The following is a 19,933-nucleotide window of genomic DNA, read 5'->3' as shown; positions in this document are numbered from 1 at the left end:
TATAATATTATCATAGACAAAAATATAATTCAACACAAAATTAATAAAAAAACCCATTTCATATGAAACAGGTTTTTGTTAATTATTTTGTTATAATAGCAGCAATTTCTGCATAAGTAGCATTTGCAGGTATCACTTTTGTTCCGGATCTGATCAGTCTGTCTTTTCCATTTTCCACAAGATATTTATTAAACACAGTGGCATTATCTATAACGCCTTCGTTATACAAGACAATTGCAACACCATCAGATCCAAGTCCACTGGGAATTGTAACTGTTTTTGTTTCCGTATTTAACGAAACACCATCAGTATTTTGTGTAGCATAATCCTGATTTGTATTATCTATATTTGCATTTTCTGTATTTGTGTCCTTTACCTCCGGAGCACTTACAGCTTCTGAAGCAGCATCCTCTTCAATATCTGTAGTTGATATAAGCGTACTTGAAGCTTCGGCTGAATCCGTAGCCGGTCTGACACCTGATTTTACGGCTGCAAGATCACTTACCGGTTTATTGTCTTTTGTTGATGATTCAGAAGCACTTTCAGCAACTGCTTTCTCCTCAGTTTTCTTAACTTCTGTTTTTTCCTTTTCTTCAACCACTTCAGAAACAGATTCACTTGCATAAGCGACTGTTTCGTCGACTTTTTCAAATATTTCTTCTCCTGCTTCATCCAATGCCTTAACGGATGAAGACGCATAAGATGCCGCATCATTATTTGCCTCTCCTGAACTTGCTGTAAGTACACCACCTTCTGTCATTCCAAGCTCTTTTGCTCTCTCAATTACCTGAGCATCACTTATGGTGGCTTTTCTGCCTCCCAGTGCAAATCCCATTATTATCGCTGTGAGAATAACTCCAATTCCTATACCCCGAAGATAATATTTCAAATTCATTCCCCTTAACTTCCTTATTTTACTTTCCTGTGTTTATTCGAAAGGTCAATAACTAATTTAACTTCTCCTATACCAAGACCAAGTTCTCTGGCAATAACCATATTGGATTTTCCTGCCTTATGCATTTCTATTATTTGCTTATTTTGAGATGCAGGATCAATCGCTGTAAGCTCCCTCATATTTCTATCCGGATTTGTCGTCTTACCTTCAGATATTGATACAACTTTTGCACTTACTATATCTTTAGGTTCAGATTGCTCTGTACCTGTATTTCCTATAACATGAAGACCTGCAGCCTGTGTTCTTGAAATAAACTGAGCAGGTATCGAACCAAGTTCATTAAGGTCTTTTATATTTCCCTTATCAATATAGCCGCTTTCGACTGAAGGTTTTTTATCAATCTTAGGTGCAGCTACCTGCTTTTCTGCCTTTGGAACAGGAGGAGGTGCACTCTTTTCTTTATAAGGAATCTGTATACCACTCAAAGTATCTTTATCTTCATCCAGGAGAATTGCTCTCAAATGCCTGTCAGGCGTTACAACTTCCTGTATACTTTTTAATGATTCTGCTTTTTCTGCAGCTTCTCGTGCTGTTGCCTCAGCATCCAAAACAGCCTGCTTGGCTTCATCGGTTTTTTTTGCAACTTCAGAGACTACACTTGTAAGATTTTTATGCTTATCATTAAGCATATCGTACATAAACATTACTTCATCATGATTTTTATGGATATCATTTATGACTGTGTCAGAATACTCACCAATAGCAGAAAGCTTTTCGTTAGATATGCGCTCCATCGCGCGTTCCGTTCTATCCAAAGAAATATCAACTGAATCATCAACCATGTTTTCAATGGTTTCTTTCTGATCTTCTACTTCACGACGAACAAGCTCACGAATCTCCCTCTCCATGAGCGATTTCTCCCCTTCATCAATTTCTCTAGTTGCAGGAAGAAGATACCCCAATATGATCGCCGCAAATCCAGCGACAATTAATACGATTTCAGTGATACTTATCATTGTCTCCGCCCACATGCCCCATAAAAAAATTATTTTGATTCGATATTTTATTATAATATAGAAACCTTAAATCTTCAAATCGAATCCCGATGACAATCTAAGATCTACAGGTTTTCCATTTCTGTCCATCATATTACTGGCCATTTTTTCCATTTTTTCAACAGATAATTGCCTCTCTAGAATTGGTTTTTTTTCTTCTTTAGATCCCTTTCTATTCCTTCCGCCATCGCCCATATACTCATTGCTGCCCTTACCCTGGGCATCAGAATTCATCTCGCCTTGGCCTACATCATCTTTTTCATTTACAGAATTCTTTTGATTGTCGACTTGTTCATTGAACTGAGTCTGAAAATTCTGTCTATCCATAATTGGACGTGAATCCTCGGCAGCTTTAACATGGGACACTTCATTGGAAGCTGCAATTACCCCAAAATCAATTCGGTTAATTGACATAAATATTCTCCTCCGTTTGCACCCTCCCCCTTAAATAGGTGCCAGTCTTACATCGCCTTCTTTTACAACAAATCTGCTATACTTCACCGGCTTTTTAACTATCATTGACAATTCCCCAATGTTAACGGTAGTTCCGGGAAATGCAGTCCCTTCAACAATAACCTCAGCATCCTTGGATTCCTGTAATTTTTCCATTAGCTGATTATATTCTTCGGAATCATTATTTATATTTGCAGTTAATGTTCTGTTCATCTCAATGAGTTTTTTTACATTTGCAACCTGATCAGGAGAAAACTTAGCTCCAGCCTTAAGCATTTTGCTAAAACCATCGACTGTCGGTTTAATGCTTTCAATATTTTTTTGTGCTGTAGCAATATTTTTCTGAAGTTCTTTGAGACGAAGCTTAAGCTGTGGGTCTGAACCCACATCAATTATAGTATTCGCTCCCATTTCAGATCCAAGGATCTTGGCCGTTACCTTATCAGCAGCTACAACCTTACCACCTGCTATAAAGCCTCTTTTACCAGTGACATTTACTTCAGTTCCGGAAGAGACATTTGAATGAAGTATGCATTCACTAGTAACACTACCCTTTGCTTTTATTGTAGCATTTTCTATAAACTTTGTAACTACGTTTCCGCCGGCAATTATATTTCCTCCGGTTTTTACGCCACACTCCAAAATAACATCAGAGCCTGCATCAAGAGTTGCACCCTCTACAATTCCCTTTATTACAATATTACCTCCGGCTTTAACGGAAAAGTTTGTTGCAACAACCCCTTTTACAACAACACTTCCCTCGTAATCAATATTTCCGGTTGAGACATCAACATTATCAAGCGTAAGGACATCAGAAACAGTAATCTTTCCTTCTTTTATCGTTACATGGCCTGATTTTTCCGCGCGTAACGTCAACTTATCCTCGGATAATACTGTATTTTTTCCATATTTGATAAAAGTTGCTTTAACAGTAGCCGGTTTTATGTTTTCTCCAAAGACATTAACGCCAGGCTCACCAGGGATTTCAGGATGCAAGGTTGCCAGAAGATCTCCTTCATTAACATTATTGATAAGATTCAGATTGAAATAATCAACACTTCCATCTTCACGAAGAGTAGGTTTAGCTCTTAAATTGGTATTAAAATGATATTCAATACTTGCATTTTGTCCTTGCTTAACCGGCTTTCCCTGACAGATAAGTATTTCTTTACAATATTCTCTATGTTCAAAAAATTTTTTAATATTTTCGTCTTGAATACCATAGGTATACTTATTGTACGTCAAAGTATCCCTAAGTTCTTTTTCGGTCAAAAGTTCCGCACCTTCTGTAGGAGGATAAAAAACAGCTGTAACAGTCATATGATCCTTAGAAAGATTAAAACTTACGCTCTCTCTTTCCGGCAGAATCTTAGCCGCAGTAATGATAACAACATCATCCGCAGCCTTTGTTACAGCATCTTTTAAACCAACAACATCATATTGTATTTTTCTGTCTTCAAGATAATCACGGACAAAATTAACATCAAGGGCCTCATCTCCATTTGTTGGAGGAAAAACTCTTATTCCTGTCCCATTATCAGTAATTACCAATTGGAAATAACCATGCATATCAATCCATCCTTATCTTGAGCTTGTTATAATCCCTAAATAGTCCCCCAGCCTTTTTCTCATTTTCTGTAAAGCTTTTGTATGAAGCTGCGAAATTCGTGACTCCGAAACTTCCAACACTTCACTGATTTCCTTCAAGGTAAGTTCTTCATAATAATATAACAGAATCACCTTTTTTTCCTTATCAGTCAAAAGCTCCAATGATTCAGCCAGCATCTTTTTTAGTTCTTCTTTTTCTACCGCATCCTCAGGCTTAACAAAACCAGCAGTGTGATTATTGGCGTCCTCAGTAATGTCAGCTCCCTGGTCCATAAACTCGTTCAAAGACACCACACCGGTAACTTTCATCTGATTTTGCCAGTTTTGGTATTCATCTTCGGTAATATCCATCTTGGCAGCAATTTCCGCCTCCGTGGCCACATGTCCGCTATCTCTCTCAATTTCCCTTATAGCAGCATCTATTTTTTTCTGTCTCTGCCTTATCGTTCTGGGAATCCAGTCCATTTTTCTGATCTGATCAAGTATTGCACCACGAATACGAAGGCTTGCATAAGTCTCAAACTTAACATCCTTCAACAAATCAAACTTGTCTATGGCATCGATAAGTCCAAAAATCCCATAGCCAACAAGATCATCATATTCAACATTAAAACCAAGGTACATACTAAGTCTTCCCGCAACAAGCTTAACTAAAGGAGCATATTCTAATATAAGCTTTTCTCTTACATCAGCAGATTTTGACTTGTTATACTCTGTCCATAACTTATTTCTTGCTGCCTCATCCATGTATCAGATCCCCAAATCCTGTTATTTTATATAATATCTTTTACTTCCAAAGAATCTGTTTTCACACCACTTTCACCATTTGCTTCCGCTTCCATGGCTGCCCTTGATTCTTCTTCCAGTCTTTCAGCTTCCGCTTTTTCTGACATAGCCTTCTCATAATTAATCTCAATAAATCTTGTGATCATTTTTTCAGTTAAAAGACCTATCACAAGAAAGATAACAACCGTGGCGAAAACAATCATGAACCAATCCCTCACGGGATAGTGCTTCAAGTACGAAAAAACAGCAATAATTGACGTACTAAAAAGCACTATAAGCGGAGTTATTATTTTAGTATTAAACTTTTTTAATTCACTATTATCGGTTTTCATATAATCTTTTCCGGTTTTCCAACTGCTCTTATTACATAGTTACCATTTTCCGGATAAAAAATGACCGTTCTTCCGTATGAATCGCCTGTATCCTGAGCAAGAACCGGAATATTGAGTTCTTTCAGCTTCTTCAATGAAGCAGCAACATTTCTGTCACCAACTCTCATAGTCTGAGACGCAGACTGAAATGCAAACATCTGCGCTCCACCGGCAATTTTTGCCACAAGACGTGTTTTACTTGCACCCTTGGCAATAATTTGCCTTACAAGCTCTTCGATTCCTGTATCAGCAAACTTCGGAATATTTGAATTGTTCTTTATCTCCGTTGAATCAGGCAGCATAACATGTGCAAGCCCGCCAATCTTGGTTACAGGATCCCTAATTGCAATTCCTACACAGGATCCAAGTCCAAGTGTAGTAATCCCGTCAGGGCTGACACAAATATTCAGATCGGCCATTCCAACCTTTATTATTTGACTCATAAATAGCCCCTTCGTTAAAATGAAACATCTCCCATTCCAAGTGAAGAGAGAATCTTACTGTAACCATCCATATCAGGTAAAAGAATAAAGTATCCGCTAAGCTTTAATTCATCAAAAAACTGTGTTTCAATCAGCAATATCTTATCTCCCATCATTCCAAACTGAATTGCCGGAACACTGAGTATAGCAGCCGCCATGTCAATAGCAACATAAGGAATGGAAGGAATAAGTTTAAGATTTGTCATCATTGATAGCGAATTAAGGTAAGAGCCTGTAATAATATTACCCACTTCCTTAAGCGCAGAAACTTCAACCTCATCAAAATCCGCCTCTTCCGGCTTTGCACCAGTTCCCATGAGCTTATCTACAAGATGTCTCGCAGCCTGCTTTCCGAGGAGAAACATGATGCTTCCATCAATATCACCTTCTACTGCAAGATAAATACCTGCCATTATTTTCTCAGCTCCACCCATCAGGTCTCCAACATCTTTAAAATCAAGAAGCCTTACCTGTGGAACTGACATATCTACTTTAGTACCTATCATCTGTGCAAGTGCTGTGGTAGCATTACCTGCACCAATATTACCCAGTTCTTTTAATACATCAAAATACTGATTGGATAAATTATCCAAACTCATTTCTCCCATTATTTATCCTCCATCAGCTGGCATTAGCAGCTTTTTCTTTTGCTTCCTTATCAGAAACAACTGCTTCAAGGTCTAAAATAGAAACAAGACCGCCCTCATAGTGGCCAACACCACTTACAAATGAAGTATTTGATTTTGCTTTCTTGTCATCATATCTTACTTTCTCAACATTATTGGAATCGATCGTAAGAACCTGATTTACCTGATCGACAATTATTCCAACAAGGTCGCCCGACTCAGTCTTTAGGATAATAATCCTGGACTTATTAGTAATCTCGTCAGCTGTCAGTCCCATTTTCATACGAACACTCATGACAGGAACTATTTCACCGCGAATATTGATAACACCCTTGAGGTATTCATCAACCTGCGGAACCCTTGTAATCTGCTGCATTCTAACTATGTTGTCAATGAACTTGATGTTGATGCCATACTGCTCATCATCAATTTTTATAACAATATACTGGATAAGTTCTCCAACCTCGGAATTATCTCTAAGTTCGTTCATCTTTTTTCTCCTTTATCAAACTTAAGGTTTAAATCAGAAAATAGAATTAGTATCAAGGATAAGAGCAATCTCGCCATCGCCAAGGATTGTAGCTCCGCTGATAAGCTTACATTTATTAGTGTACTTTCCAAGAGGCTTGATAACGATTTCCTGCTGGCCCATGAGTTCGTCAATAACAAGACCTGCAAGCTGGTCGCCCTTTCTGGCAATTACAACAACCATATCCTCTTCCGGGTCCTTAGTAGACTCAGTATCAAGAACTTCGCTTAATCTGATAAGAGGAAGAACACTACCACGAAGGTTGATAACTTCCTTGTTTTCAACAAACTTTATATCTGATGGTGAAACATCTTCTATACTTTGGATAGAATCAAGAGGAATCGCATATTTTTCTTCGCCAATGATAACCATCAATGCCTGGATAATAGCAAGTGTAAGAGGAAGTCTTATAATCCAGGTTGATCCCTCGCCGAGTTTAGTCTTAACTGTTACTTCACCAGAAAGTGATTCAACCTTTGACTTAACAACGTCAAGTCCAACACCTCTACCGGAAATTTCAGATACTTGTTTAGCCGTTGAAAATCCCGGATGGAACAACAGCTCCACGCACTGTTTCTCTGTCAAAAGAGCTGCCTGTTCAGGAGATACAACGCCTTTTTCTATAGCTTTATTCTTAACTGCTTCTGCATCAATACCATTACCATCATCACCAACCTCAATGACAACGCTGTTCCCATCCTGGAAGGCATGAAGGAAAATCTGTCCCACTTCAGGCTTTCCTCGCTGAGCACGAAGATCAGCTGATTCAATACCGTGATCTGCACTATTTCTGATAAGATGCATCAATGGATCACCAATCTCATCAACAACGGTACGATCCATTTCTGTATCCTCACCAGTCATAGTAAGTTCCATCTTCTTGCCAAGAGTCTTATTAAGATCTCTGATCATACGTGGGAATTTCTGAAGTACACTCTCAATAGGAACCATTCGAACTTTCATAACTGATTCATGAAGGTTTGTAGTTACACTCTCAAGGTACTCTATCTGTTCATTTACATTACCATTGCTTACACCAGATGTGTTTGCCGCTGATATAAGTGAGTTTTTAGCAATAATAAGCTCACTTACAAGGTTCATGAGAACATCGAGCTTTTCAATATCAACACGGACAGTTCTGTTTACTACAGGCTTTCCTGCAGGTTTCTTTCCTGCCCCTCCGGCAGCTGCAGCAGCAGGCTTTGCTGCAGCAGGTGCAGCAGGCTTAGTTTCAGCAGGCTTAGTTTCAGCAGGAGCATCCGCAGGTGCATTTTCTGCCTTTTCTTCTGAAGATTTCGCTCCGCTAGGATCAAATTCACCACATTCACAGGTTTCAACTTCAGAAACTGACTTTACTATTTCTTCAACCTTTTCCTTTGACTCATCCGTAATCAAAATCAGACTAAAGGAAAAATCAAATTTTTCATCTTCTATATCCTGGGTATTGGGCTCTGAGCATGCTATTTCACCAATTTCTTCCAACCCCTTAAATACAAGAAAACCTCTGGCAGCTTTAAGAATACACGATTCCTGTATATGTACAGTAACACCATAGATTTTCTTGCCTTGACTTTTAGCTTCTTCCAATGTGGATTTAACAGACGGATCAAGGCGAATAGCCCTGTAATCCGAAGAACCGTCAGCTCCTTCAGCAGGTCCATCAGCAGGCGCAGCTTCAGCAGCCGGAGCACTATCTGCCTTTGCAGGTGCTGCAGCTTGTCCGCCGCCACCACCATTTCTGATATCTGCGAGAGATTTTATGATATCCTGATGTTCATCAGTACCCTCGTCCTGATTCTCGGTGATATTGTCTACATATCCCTGAATTGCATCAAGACATTGAAGAAGAACATCGATGTCGGCAGATTTGATCTTTATCTTACCGCTACGAACATCAGAGAAAACATCCTCCATATCATGAGTAAGATTCTGCATCCTGGTATAGCCCATTGTTCCGGCCATACCCTTCATAGAATGGGCAGAACGGAAGATTTCATTAATGCAATCTTCGTTCTCAGGATCCTGCTCCAAAGTCATAATGTTATCATTAAGTGACTGAAGGTGCTCCTTTGCTTCATCGAGAAAGACACTTAGATACTGGGAAACATCCATAACAACTTTACCTCCATATTTAAAAGTGATAGGTCTTTCAAAAGTATGCTTTTATTATCGCATACTTTTGAACATAATATCGGCTTTTTGAATGGAGGAATGCAGAAAAAAAACTTAAAGAAGTATTAAAAGATTATGAAAACCCTCAATTCACACCGACATTCATTATTATTTCCTGGGCTACATTCTCAAGTTTAACAACCTGATCAACCAGTCCAGCGGTTGCTACAGCTTTGGGCATTCCATAAACGGTACAGGTACTTTCTTCCTGTCCGATTACATGAACTTTCTTCTTGGATTTTAAATTCTTGATTCCTTCTGTTCCATCAGCACCCATTCCGGTAAGGACCACGCAACAAATTTCGTCGTAATCTGAATCCATCAAAGACTCATACATAAAGTTAGCGCAAGGTCTCACTCCTTCTCTGGTAGGACCATCAACGTAATGAATTACACTCTTTGATCCATTCTTTACAATATGCATGTGCTTGCCACCTTTTGAGATATAAACACATCCAGGAGCAAGAACATCCCCTTCTGCCGCCTCTTTAACAGTTACCTCACTTAGAGAATCAAGTCTCTCAGCAAGAGAAGCCGTAAAGCCTTCCGGCATGTGCTGAACAAGAACAACAGGTGCTTTAAGATTTTTAGGAAGCTTGGGTATTACAGATTGAAGAGCCCTTGGGCCGCCTGTTGACGACGCAATCGCAACAATCCTGTTACCTGTAATCTTACTTGCTGATTTGCTCACAAGTTCGACTACTTTTCTCGATTCCTTTACTTCCTCAATAGAAAAATTCTTTGCAGGTAGCGGTGCTCTCGAGTTTGCTACTGCTGCAAGAGTTTCAATAAAATGTTTGGTAAAATCTTCACCACGACATTCTGATGCACGGTCTGGCTTATGGACAAAATCAAGTGCTCCTAAATCAAGTGCATCCATTGTAACCTTTGCACCCTCTTTAGTATCTGTACTAGACATCATGATTTTAGCCTTGATCTTATTCTTTTGAAGCTCTCTTAATAATGTAATCCCGTCCATCCTTGGCATATTGATATCAAGAACGACAGCATCATAACTATTCTTTTTAAGAAGTTCCAGACCTTCAACTCCGTCTTTGGCCTTATCAACCACCTGGAATCTTGAATCTGAATTAATGATATCACTTAGAACAGTTCTCATGAGTGCAGAGTCATCAATAATCAAAATTTTTTTCATAATTAAGTTTGCTTCTTTCTTATTTTTCGTTCTTCCTCGAAGATAAAATGTATAATATCTTCTCTGGAAGTCTCATCAATGAACAGATACTGAATACGATGCTCATAAAGTCCAGGTCTGTTTTCAAGCTCCTGAACTTTTAATACATTACATATCATTTCATAATCATTAGCATTTGTAGCACCCGGGAGTTTATATGAGCAGTAAATCGTATCTTCTTCTTCATATTTGAAGTTAGCAACGAACCGTAAACCACCACCGCTTATGTCTACTACAACAGCTCTTTGAAGATGTTCACCCGGATCAACAAGATATTTTCTGTTCTTCTCAAATGCTTCCAATTCTTCTTTGGTGCAAATTCTTGATTTTAATTCCAAAGCGCAACTGAATCTGTAATACTCTCTTCTTTGAAGCTTCTGTAATTCAGATGTCAGATCTAAAACAAGAATATACATATTGTCGCTTCTATATCTGTCGACAATTTTTGAAAAGCATTGGAATAACCCCTTATTACTGTAAAAGCATAAACTATACTCACCATCAACAGGCAGAAGTACCAGCTTTCCCTGTTCGAATGGCATTAATACCTCTATCATGTCATCAGAAGTTACATCCATCACTTTACTCATATATATGTGCTTGGTTCTTGAATCGTCTTCCATCCAAACCTTACCAGTAGCCTTTAACTCTACTTTATTTCCAGGCGAAATATAATCACTAAGCATTGAATAGTTATCTCCAATCATTGTGTATTTTGTATGCTACCAATACTATTCGGACTTGCCGAAGGCACTGTGCTAAGTTTTCTTCCTGTAATAATATGTGAAAAGAAAGCCGCCATTCCTCTTGGCTTAATAAGTGCTGCATCATCAGGATTCATGAGCTGTGAAGCAATTGCCTCAAATGCTTTCGTCGATTTTGCATTTGGATACTCAATTGATACCGGCGACTGTTGCATTACACTTCTTGCCAACATCTGATCCTGAGGTATTGCACCCATGTAATTTAATGGCAATTTCAAATATCTTGTAACAACAGTGTTTAATTTGTTAAAAAGCTGGTGTCCCTCATCTTCAGATGTTACTCTGTTTGACACCACTTTTACCATAGTGTCCTCTCTGGAAAATCTAGGTGATTGATTAAGGGCCTTAAGTAGTGAGTAGGAATCCGTTATGGATGTAGGTTCCGGAGTTGTCACCAAAATAATTTCTCCACTTGCAACCAAAAATTCCATAACTGCATCAGATATTCCCGCGCATGTATCTATTATTATTATATCAGCTATTGCATCAAGTTCAGCCAGGTTAACAATAATATAAACCAAATAATCCCGGCTTAGGTTATACATTCCAGAGATTCCTGAGCCTCCAGATATAAATCCGACATCTTCAGGCCCCCAGGTAATAATATCCTTTATATTCTTACCTTGGTAAATCAAATCACACAGATTATGCTTCGGAACAGTTCCGAACATTATCTCAATATTGGCAAGTCCAAAATCTGCATCGAGAATTATAACCCTTTTTCCCATTCTCTTGAACTGGATTGCCAGATTAATAGCAACATTCGACTTACCAACTCCCCCCTTGCCACTCGTAACAGTTATTATTCTGGCAAGAGGTCTAACCGGCTTACTGGAATTCTTTATTATATTTCTAAGCTGTTGTGCCTGATCCATAATTTACCCCAACGTCGAACTACTCACTTACCACCTAGCAGATGTTTTACGATCTTTTGCGCGTCAAACACTGCTATATCATCAGGAACATTCTGACCATTTGTTATATAAGCAACTGGAGCACCAGTATGCATCCTAACATTATAAAGATTTCCCTTAGCACCGGTTTCATCCATCTTTGTGAATATAAGCTTGTAAGTCACCATTTCTGAGTACGCATCAGCAATTTCAATTAGATCTCTGTATTTCGTTGTCGCAGATAAAACAAGGAAATTCTCACATTCAATTATGTCTTCCAAAGCTCTGATATAGCTCTCAACATCCTGTTTAAGTTCATCATTGTGGAGCGAATGCCCTGCTGTATCAACCATGATGTAATCATAATCCTTAAAATCTTCTACAGCCTGCTTCATTTCATCTACTGAATAGATAACCCTGAATGGTATTTCCAAAATCGAAGCATATGTGCGAAGCTGTTCAGCAGCAGCAATTCTGTATGTATCAATAGTTAAAACAGCTACTTTCTTTTTCTGCGGCACAGAAAGTTCAGAAGCAAGTTTCGCAATCGTAGTCGTCTTTCCTACTCCGGTGGGACCTATAAATATTTCTGCCCGAGGACCTGATTTTTCCAAATCAATCGGTTCTGATTTTCCGAACTTCAGAACCATCTTCTGATAGACATTTGCAAGAGCATAATCAAAAGGAAGACCTGGTTTGCTTACTTTTTCAACTTCATCAGTCAACTGATTGACATATATCTCATCTACCTCGTTTTCGATAAGAGTATTATAAAGAAGTTTGATAAAAGAAAGCGTTTCCTCAGAAACAGCAGCTTTTTGCGAAGTTTTTACCGCAGTATCTTCTGCTTGATCCGGAATAGGTTCTGATACATCTCTTTCGGATTTTAGAAAGTTCTTTTCAAGTAATGAACTTAAATTATCAAGTTTCTCCTCTATAGCACTATTATCCTCTCTAATATCTTTGTCTTCCCTAAGTTTTGTTGCATTAAGCGTCGCAGCAGCAATTGTATCCCTTTGGCTATTCACAACCATATCTTTATGCAAAGGAACAGATCTGACCACCGGCATCTCCGGCTCATCTTCAAGAGCTACTGTAACTTCAATTTTTTGAGACTTAAAAAATGAAAAGAAGCCTGTCTTTTTCATGGGTTTAACATTCATAACAACAATGTTAGCCCCAAGCTCCTTTTTCGCCTCTTCTGTAGCCTCATTCTCTGTTTTTCCAACATACTTTTTAATAATCATGTTATGCAGTTACCATCCCTACAGATTGTAATTCAACGTTAGCCTCAACTTCGTTATAAGAAATAACAACCAAATCCTTGTAATAGTCCTCAGTCATCTTCTTAAAATACATCCTGACGATAGGCGAAGCCATTATAATTGCCTGTTTACCGGCTTCCTCAAGTTTTCTTACCTGCTCACCAACAGAATTAAGAATTGACTTTGTCCTTGCCGGATCAAGAGTCAGATAAGCGCCAGTTTCAGTTTGTTTTACACTGCTCATGATTTCCTGTTCAATTTTGGGATCAAGTGTGACAACACTTGTTGTCTCACCAGGCATAAAAAACTTATTTGAAATTGCCCGCTTAAGTGACTGTCTCACATACTCGGTTAATATATCCGGATCATGAGTAGATGGGGCAAAATCTGCCAATGTCTCAAAAATTGTAACAAGATCACGAATGGAGATGCCTTCTTTTAACAGATTCTGTAAAACCTTTTCAATCTCACCAAGGCTCATAAGTTTAGGAACAAGTTCATCAACCAGAGCAGGATTATTTTCTTTGAGATTATCAACAAGATTCTGAACATCCTGTCTGGTCATAAGTTCAGCAATGTGTTCCCTTATGATCTCTGTGAGATGCGTAGCTATAATAGACGGAGGATCAACTACTGTATAGCCAAAGCTTTCTGCCCTCTCCCTCTGTCCTTCAGTAATCCAGATAGCAGGCAGATGAAACGATGGTTCAAAAGTTGGAATACCAGTTATTTCTTCCTCTACGTGTCCCGGATTCATAGCCATGTAATGGTCAAACAAAATTTCTCCATCACTTACCTGTATACCTTTAATTTTAATGATATATTGATTAGGATTCAACTGAATATTATCGCGAAGACGAATAATTGGTACAACAGTACCCAGTTCAAGCGCTACCTGACGCCTTATCATTACTACTCTGTCAAGAAGATCTCCTCCCTGATTGACATCAGCAAGAGGAATAATTCCATATCCAAACTCAAGCTCAATAGGATCAACCTGCAAAAGACTTGTTACATTTTCAGGCTGTCTTATCTCCTCGGCAGCAGCTTCTTCAGTAGCTGTGGCTTCAGATTCAGTCTGAACCTCTTCAATAGTCTGACTTGCCACTCTTCCAAGAAGGATAAAACCAGCTCCAAAAGAGACGTATAAAAGTGTAGGTAAAGGAGAAAAAATGCCAAGGCCTGCCACTACACCACCAACAAGATAAAGAGTCTTGGGAACTCCAAAAAGCTGATTTATGAGCGCATGTCCAAAATCTGCCTCCTTTGACCCCTTTGTTACCAGTATACCTGTTGACATTGAAATCATCAGCGAAGGGATAGAACTTACAAGTCCGTCACCCATAGTAAGAATTGAATAGGTATTTATGGCTGTATTTACATCCATGCCCATTCTAAGAACACCCATAGCAATGCCACCAATAAGGTTAACTGCTGTGATAATAAGACCGGCAGTTGCATCTCCCTTAACGTATTTGGTAGCACCGTCCATAGCTCCGAAAAAGCTTGCTTCTTCCTGAATCTTATTTCTTCTTTCTTTTGCCTCCGCATCTGTTATAGCACCGGTATTAAGATCTGCATCAATAGCCATCTGTTTTCCGGGCATAGCATCAAGTGTAAATCTTGCAGAAACTTCAGCAACACGTTCAGATCCTTTGTTGATTACCATGAGCTGTACAATGATAAGAATCACATATATAATGGCGCCTACAATAAGATCTCCACCACCAACAAACGATCCAAACACCGTAATGACCTGACCTGCACTTCCCTGTGTCAAAATAAGCCTTGTAGAAGAAACGTTTAAAGCAATTCTGAAAATAGTCGTAAAGAGAAGAATTGTTGGAAAAAAAGACATTTGAAGAACTTCTGTTGCAAACATTGCCGTAAACATAATAACGAACGATAAGGACATATCAAATGCCAAGAGTATATCCAACATCCAGTCAGGAAGGGGAATAATAAGCATTACAACAGCCGCTACAATATAGAGAGCGAGACCATAATCATAGACTCTGTTTCTCATCTTGTTCAAATCCATGCCATTATCTCCTTTCCATGAAATATTTTTTATATATGATCATTAGACTTTGCCTTTTAAGTGATATACATAAGCAAGTACTTCGGCAACAGCTTTATAAAGTTCAGGCGGAACAAGTTCTCCGACTTCCACATTCGCATACAGCATTCTGGCCAAAGGTTTGTTTTCAACGATCTCTACGTTGTTTTCTCTTGCAATTTCTTTTATCTTCTGAGCAAGATAATCAGCACCTTTTGCAACAACAATAGGAGCGTCTGCCTCTTCGGCATCATATTTTATTGCAACCGCATAATGAGTAGGGTTTGTTATGACAACATCAGCCTTAGGAAGATTTTGCATCATTCTTCGCTGAGAAGCCTGCATCATTCTTCGCTTCTGAGCGCCTTTAATCTCCGGATTTCCTTCAGAATTCTTGAATTCATCCTTTACTTCCTGCTTAGTCATCATCATATCTTTATTAAATTTGCGTCTTTGATAAATAAGATCTGAAAAGGCAATTATCATATACGCAGCTGCTATTCTAAGTCCAAGGTCTATGATAAGATTTCCCATAAGACCAATAGCCTGTTTAAGCGAAATATCATAGAGTAAAAAAAGTGATTCTTTACGTTTTGAAAAAAATGAAATTATAACAACAGACATAATTGCCAGCTTCAGAATAGATTTCGCAAGCTCAAAGATTTTTCTTGTTGAAATAATTTTTTTCATTCCGGAAATAGGATTAAGCTTGGAAAGTTTTGGCTGAAGCGGCTTTGTTGTTGGCTTAAAACCGACCTGCACAATATCGCAAATTAAAGACACTGTAAAACCAACTATAAAAAACGGTGCACAAAGTATAAGAAGTGTCAGCATTCCATGTATTACAAGGCTGCTAATATATGCAATTGGCAAATTGCCATCATATGTTCTGGCTACATTTGGAATTGAATTGTAAATATATTGAAATGTATTGCTAAATACTTCACCCATGAAACCATATGTAAATCTAAGAATCACAAAAAGCGCAAGAAGACTGAACGCTGTTGCTACTTCCTGACTCTTTGCCACCTGACCTTCTTTTCTGGCATCTTCAAGCTTTTTAGCAGTAGGCTGCTCTGTTTTTTCTGCACCATTTGCATCTTCTGCAAAAAACTGAAGGTCATATGCAATCAATATAGGCTTATATTCAACTACTTTGCATACTGTAAACAAATTCGTTCATCAGCTCCTTAATATTTACATAAATAAAATTAGCTGCATTGTCGAGCATTGTGACAGTTATAAGCATTATTGCCAGGCCAATAACTATTTTTATCTGAATACCAACAGAGAACATATTCATCTGTGGAGAAACCTTCGCAAGAATACCAAGTACAACGTTAGTAATAAAGGTAATAATAAAGATTGGCAGCGCTATTCTGAAACCAATAACAATATAATCTCTCAAAAATGCAACTACTGCATTTAACATCCTGTCTGAATTGATAACGATACCATTTATAGGTATCAGTGAAAAAGAATCTGCAAGAGCTTTCAGAATAAAGTGATACATTCCCGATATAATAAGCATAATTGTTAATACCTGTGCGTAGAATGTACCTGTTATAGTGGATTGTTCATTGGTATTAGGATCAAAAAGATTAACCATTGAAAGTCCAATCTGCATGTCAACGATCATACCTGCAAAATTCACTATCAGAGTACTTAGCTGAACTGCATACCCAAGTAAAAATCCTGCCATAACTTCTTTTAAAACAATAATTGTATATTCTATGGTCGTAACATAATCCGGCGGGTTAAAAGGCACAGCACCATAAATTAAAATCGAAAGCAAAATTCCAAATCCGATTTTTACAAGATTCGGTGTCTGTCTTCCCCCAAAGAAAGGACAGACAAATATAAAACTGGTGACCCTCACTACAACCAGCAAAAATATTTCAAGATCGCCATAACTAAAGGAGTAATCTATCATGTTATTCCTCTACCTAACGTACATTGAAAAATCAGACCAAAGGGAAATAATAAAACCAGATAATTCAGTAAGCATCCAGTTTCCAATGAGCATGATCATCAGAAAAACCCCTACTACCTTAGGTACAAACGTAAGTGTTTGTTCCTGAATTGATGTAACAGTCTGAAAAATTGAAATCACAAGACCTATTATCATTGATGTCAAAAGAACAGGAAGTGACATCTTTATTACAAGAAAAAGTGCACTGTTCATAATTGTATTTATATCTGACAGAGTAATCATAGAGCACCTCCTTAATAAAACGACTTGACCAGATTCCCGATAATAAGACTCCATCCATCTGCCAAAACAAACAGTAAAATTTTAAATGGCATCGATATAGTAGTAGGTGGCAGCATCATCATACCCATACTCATAAGCACCGATGCAACGACCATATCTATAACAATAAATGGAATATATATCATAAATCCTATGATAAAAGCAGTTCTAAGTTCACTTACAATAAAGCTTGGGATCAAAACCACATTTGGGATACTTTCAAGTTCCCCGTCCCATTCAATTCCATCAATCTGCATAAACAAAAGCACATCTTTTTTTAATGTCTGACCGTACATAAAGTGTCTGAACGGCTTCATTGCTGTCTCAAAAAATTCCGTCTGGTCAATCTGGCCTTCTTCAAATGGGACAACAGCAGTATTGTACGCTTCAGTCAGTGTCGGCTGCATTATAAAAAGTGTCATAAACAAAGCAATCCCAATCATCACCAGGTTTGGTGGTGATGTTTGGGTTCCTATGGCTGTACGCGTAAAATGTAATGCAACAATGATTCTTGTAAAGGAAGTCATCATTACAAGAAGAGTCGGTGCAAGAGAAAGAAGCGTAAGAGTTATAAGAATCCTTAAAGCACCATTAACAGACCCATTACCGTTATCATATGTAACTGTAACAGTGTTGGCTATATTCAATTTTTTTAGATCGTCTGGATCTTCTGATGTACCAGGAGGATTTATGTTTGTTCTCTCCTCCTGTGAACCTGTAAGGTGCGTATCCCTGTCTGTAGTCGGATCTGTTGGATCTGTATCAACTACTACTTCTGAAGTAGCATATACCTTTACAGGGACAGAAATAGAAATAAAAGAAATTAAAGCAATAGAAACTAAAGCAGCCAGTATCCCTCTTTTTAGGCTGCTTTTAAAGCCAGTTATTTTATTCCCATCTCCCCGTTTTTTTGTCATTTACCCTTTATCTCGCTTTTGAATTTGTCAAATATCTCCTTAAAGCTGGCATTCTGACTTTCATCATCAGCCAGCTTAAGAGAATCCTTGTCAATTTCACATAGAGCCGTTATCTCATCTTTGCCAACAGCAACAGCCATGTACTTATCTCCAAGCCTGACTATTTGTATATACTTGTTGGTGGTGAGTCTTCCTGTCTCAATAACTTCTATGTTACCAAGATTACTTTTTTCTTTCTGATAACCGGCAAGAAATTTGGTAACATAATATGTCACAGCCAGTATGACAACAAATATTAAGAGAACAGAAATGAACTGAATGTAAGAATCTGCCGTCATTTTTTATCCTATTGAACAATTTCGGTCACACGAACACCGAAACTTTCTTCAATAACTACTACTTCGCCTTTTGCTACAAACTTTCCGTTAACAAGAACATCTACAGGTTCACCGGCAACTTTATCAAGTTCTATGATTGTACCGGGAGCAAAATCAAGAATATCAGCTATAGGTTTTGCCGTTCGTCCAAGCTCTACAGTTACTTCTAACGGCACATCCTTGATGATTCCAATATTTTCTCCACCTGCCATGATTGTAGTTCCACCTGCAAAATTCTGGAACTGAGCAGGCTGAACATTCATATTCATCATTTGTGGCGCCATCATCGGCATTCCCATTTGTGGCATTCCCATTTGCGGCATTCCCATCTGCGGCATTCCCATCTGCGGCATTCCCATCTGTGGCATAGGCTGTCCCTGCATCATAGAAGGATCCATCTGTGGCATTCCGGCAGCATCAGCTCCGGGTGCTGGAGCAGGCGCAGGTTCCGGAGCAGCAGCTTCCTGACCACCATCACCTGAATCCCCTGCAATAACCGTATCCTTCAATGCTTTTGCAAATTCTATAGGGTACAACTGCATCAGAGTTGAGTCAACAAGATCGCCCACCTGCATCTTAAAAGAAATCTTTACAAATGTTCCCGTCAGGAAATCTGCAATATCAGAAGGGTCATCATTGATCATATCCAAAAGTGTTGCCTGAGGCGGGCTAATATCAACTTTCTGGTTGATCATCGTAGAAAGAGATGTGGCAGCAGCACCCATCATCTGATTCATTGCTTCAGAAATAGCTGACAGCTGAAGTTCTCCAACTTCACCATCTGTATTAGTACCATCACCGCCCATCATAAGGTCAGTGATTACCATTACATCGTGTTCCTTAAGAATAAGAATATTTGTACCATCAAGACCAACTGTATATTTGATCTGAATAAATACACATGGTCTCTCATAGTTATTTATAACATTTTCCCAATTAGCCAACTCTACCTGAGGTGTAGTGATGTTAACCTTTTGGTTTACAAGGGAGTACAGCGTTGTTGCTGAAGATCCCATGCTGATATTAGCTACTTCACCAATAGCATCTTTTTCAGAATCGGTTAAAAGCGACTCATCAATTGTACTGCCTCCAACAGGTTGTGCAGCAGCATCTGCTGATGCATCTCCTCCGGAATCGGCAGGAGCTTCCGCTGATGCGTCTTGGCCGCCTGATGAATCCATTCCGGAAAGTAAAGCATTAATTTCGTCCTGAGACAACATTCCATCCATGCT

The 19,933-nt window shown here is 38.6% G+C and carries 21 protein-coding genes; all 21 read right to left on the bottom strand.

The window, feature by feature from the left end:
- Positions 1-82: 82 nt before the first annotated feature.
- The 21 genes from BM146_RS02070 to fliY all read right to left on the bottom strand — a co-directional run bounded on the left by BM146_RS02070 (position 83) and on the right by fliY (position 19,930).
- Positions 83-895, bottom strand: coding sequence for an MltG/YceG/YrrL family protein (locus BM146_RS02070; protein WP_074883621.1), 813 nt, complete (start codon positions 893-895; stop codon positions 83-85).
- Positions 896-909: 14 nt separating this feature from the next.
- Positions 910-1,911 carry a DUF6115 domain-containing protein gene (locus BM146_RS02065; RefSeq protein ID WP_074883618.1) on the bottom strand — a complete coding sequence of 334 codons (1,002 nt, stop codon included), beginning with the start codon at positions 1,909-1,911 and terminating at the stop codon, positions 910-912.
- A 66-nt stretch (positions 1,912-1,977) separates the two neighbouring features.
- Positions 1,978-2,364, bottom strand: coding sequence for a hypothetical protein (locus tag BM146_RS02060; RefSeq protein WP_074883615.1), 387 nt, complete (start codon positions 2,362-2,364; stop codon positions 1,978-1,980).
- Between the two features lie 30 nt (positions 2,365-2,394).
- Positions 2,395-3,972, bottom strand: a complete 1,578-nt coding sequence (locus BM146_RS02055; RefSeq protein WP_074883611.1) for a DUF342 domain-containing protein — start codon at positions 3,970-3,972, stop codon at positions 2,395-2,397.
- Between the two features lie 12 nt (positions 3,973-3,984).
- Positions 3,985-4,758, bottom strand: a complete 774-nt coding sequence (locus tag BM146_RS02050) for a FliA/WhiG family RNA polymerase sigma factor (RefSeq protein ID WP_074883608.1) — start codon at positions 4,756-4,758, stop codon at positions 3,985-3,987.
- A 26-nt stretch (positions 4,759-4,784) separates the two neighbouring features.
- Complete coding sequence (locus BM146_RS19115; RefSeq protein WP_143087400.1) at positions 4,785-5,129, bottom strand: hypothetical protein; 345 nt, start codon at positions 5,127-5,129, stop codon at positions 4,785-4,787.
- Positions 5,126-5,611 carry a chemotaxis protein CheD gene (locus tag BM146_RS02040; protein ID WP_074883603.1) on the bottom strand — a complete coding sequence of 162 codons (486 nt, stop codon included), beginning with the start codon at positions 5,609-5,611 and terminating at the stop codon, positions 5,126-5,128. Before BM146_RS02040 ends, BM146_RS19115 begins: the two co-directional genes overlap by 4 nt.
- Before the next feature lie 14 nt (positions 5,612-5,625).
- The gene (locus BM146_RS02035; RefSeq protein ID WP_074883601.1) at positions 5,626-6,258 is read right to left on the bottom strand and encodes a chemotaxis protein CheC; all 633 of its coding nucleotides are present in this window, start codon (positions 6,256-6,258) and stop codon (positions 5,626-5,628) included.
- 13 nt (positions 6,259-6,271) lie between these two features.
- Positions 6,272-6,766, bottom strand: coding sequence for a chemotaxis protein CheW (locus BM146_RS02030; RefSeq protein ID WP_074883597.1), 495 nt, complete (start codon positions 6,764-6,766; stop codon positions 6,272-6,274).
- A gap of 33 nt (positions 6,767-6,799) precedes the next feature.
- A complete protein-coding gene (locus BM146_RS02025) occupies positions 6,800-8,917 on the bottom strand; it encodes a chemotaxis protein CheA (protein WP_074883593.1) in 2,118 nt (705 codons plus the stop codon).
- A gap of 145 nt (positions 8,918-9,062) precedes the next feature.
- Positions 9,063-10,133: a protein-glutamate methylesterase/protein-glutamine glutaminase gene (locus BM146_RS02020; RefSeq protein ID WP_083413358.1), complete on the bottom strand. Its 1,071-nt coding sequence runs from the start codon at positions 10,131-10,133 to the stop codon at positions 9,063-9,065.
- Between the two features lie 2 nt (positions 10,134-10,135).
- Complete coding sequence (locus BM146_RS02015) at positions 10,136-10,858, bottom strand: flagellar brake protein (RefSeq protein ID WP_074883586.1); 723 nt, start codon at positions 10,856-10,858, stop codon at positions 10,136-10,138.
- Between the two features lie 17 nt (positions 10,859-10,875).
- Positions 10,876-11,811: a MinD/ParA family protein gene (locus BM146_RS02010; RefSeq protein ID WP_074883584.1), complete on the bottom strand. Its 936-nt coding sequence runs from the start codon at positions 11,809-11,811 to the stop codon at positions 10,876-10,878.
- A gap of 23 nt (positions 11,812-11,834) precedes the next feature.
- Positions 11,835-13,076: a flagellar biosynthesis protein FlhF gene (gene flhF, locus BM146_RS02005; protein WP_074883581.1), complete on the bottom strand. Its 1,242-nt coding sequence runs from the start codon at positions 13,074-13,076 to the stop codon at positions 11,835-11,837.
- A gap of 1 nt (position 13,077) precedes the next feature.
- On the bottom strand, positions 13,078-15,135 hold the full coding sequence (gene flhA, locus BM146_RS02000; protein WP_177201564.1) for a flagellar biosynthesis protein FlhA: 2,058 nt from the start codon (positions 15,133-15,135) through the stop codon (positions 13,078-13,080).
- A 42-nt stretch (positions 15,136-15,177) separates the two neighbouring features.
- Entirely contained in the window at positions 15,178-16,326 is a 1,149-nt protein-coding gene (flhB, locus tag BM146_RS01995) for a flagellar biosynthesis protein FlhB (protein ID WP_074883579.1), read from the bottom strand.
- Entirely contained in the window at positions 16,301-17,086 is a 786-nt protein-coding gene (gene fliR / locus BM146_RS01990) for a flagellar biosynthetic protein FliR (RefSeq protein WP_074883576.1), read from the bottom strand. Before fliR ends, flhB begins: the two co-directional genes overlap by 26 nt.
- 9 nt (positions 17,087-17,095) lie before the next feature.
- Positions 17,096-17,368: a flagellar biosynthesis protein FliQ gene (gene fliQ / locus BM146_RS01985; protein WP_074883573.1), complete on the bottom strand. Its 273-nt coding sequence runs from the start codon at positions 17,366-17,368 to the stop codon at positions 17,096-17,098.
- Between the two features lie 11 nt (positions 17,369-17,379).
- Positions 17,380-18,324 carry a flagellar type III secretion system pore protein FliP gene (fliP, locus tag BM146_RS01980; protein ID WP_074883570.1) on the bottom strand — a complete coding sequence of 315 codons (945 nt, stop codon included), beginning with the start codon at positions 18,322-18,324 and terminating at the stop codon, positions 17,380-17,382.
- The gene (locus tag BM146_RS01975; RefSeq protein WP_074883567.1) at positions 18,321-18,662 is read right to left on the bottom strand and encodes a flagellar biosynthetic protein FliO; all 342 of its coding nucleotides are present in this window, start codon (positions 18,660-18,662) and stop codon (positions 18,321-18,323) included. The genes fliP and BM146_RS01975 overlap by 4 nt, the downstream gene beginning before the upstream one ends.
- A gap of 8 nt (positions 18,663-18,670) precedes the next feature.
- A complete protein-coding gene (gene fliY, locus BM146_RS01970) occupies positions 18,671-19,930 on the bottom strand; it encodes a flagellar motor switch phosphatase FliY (protein WP_074883565.1) in 1,260 nt (419 codons plus the stop codon).
- Positions 19,931-19,933: the final 3 nt, after the last annotated feature.

Source organism: Butyrivibrio proteoclasticus, assembly GCF_900115735.1.
Taxonomy (GTDB): Bacteria; Bacillota; Clostridia; order Lachnospirales; family Lachnospiraceae; genus Butyrivibrio; species Butyrivibrio proteoclasticus_B.
This window is presented reverse-complemented; position numbering and strand designations above follow the sequence as displayed.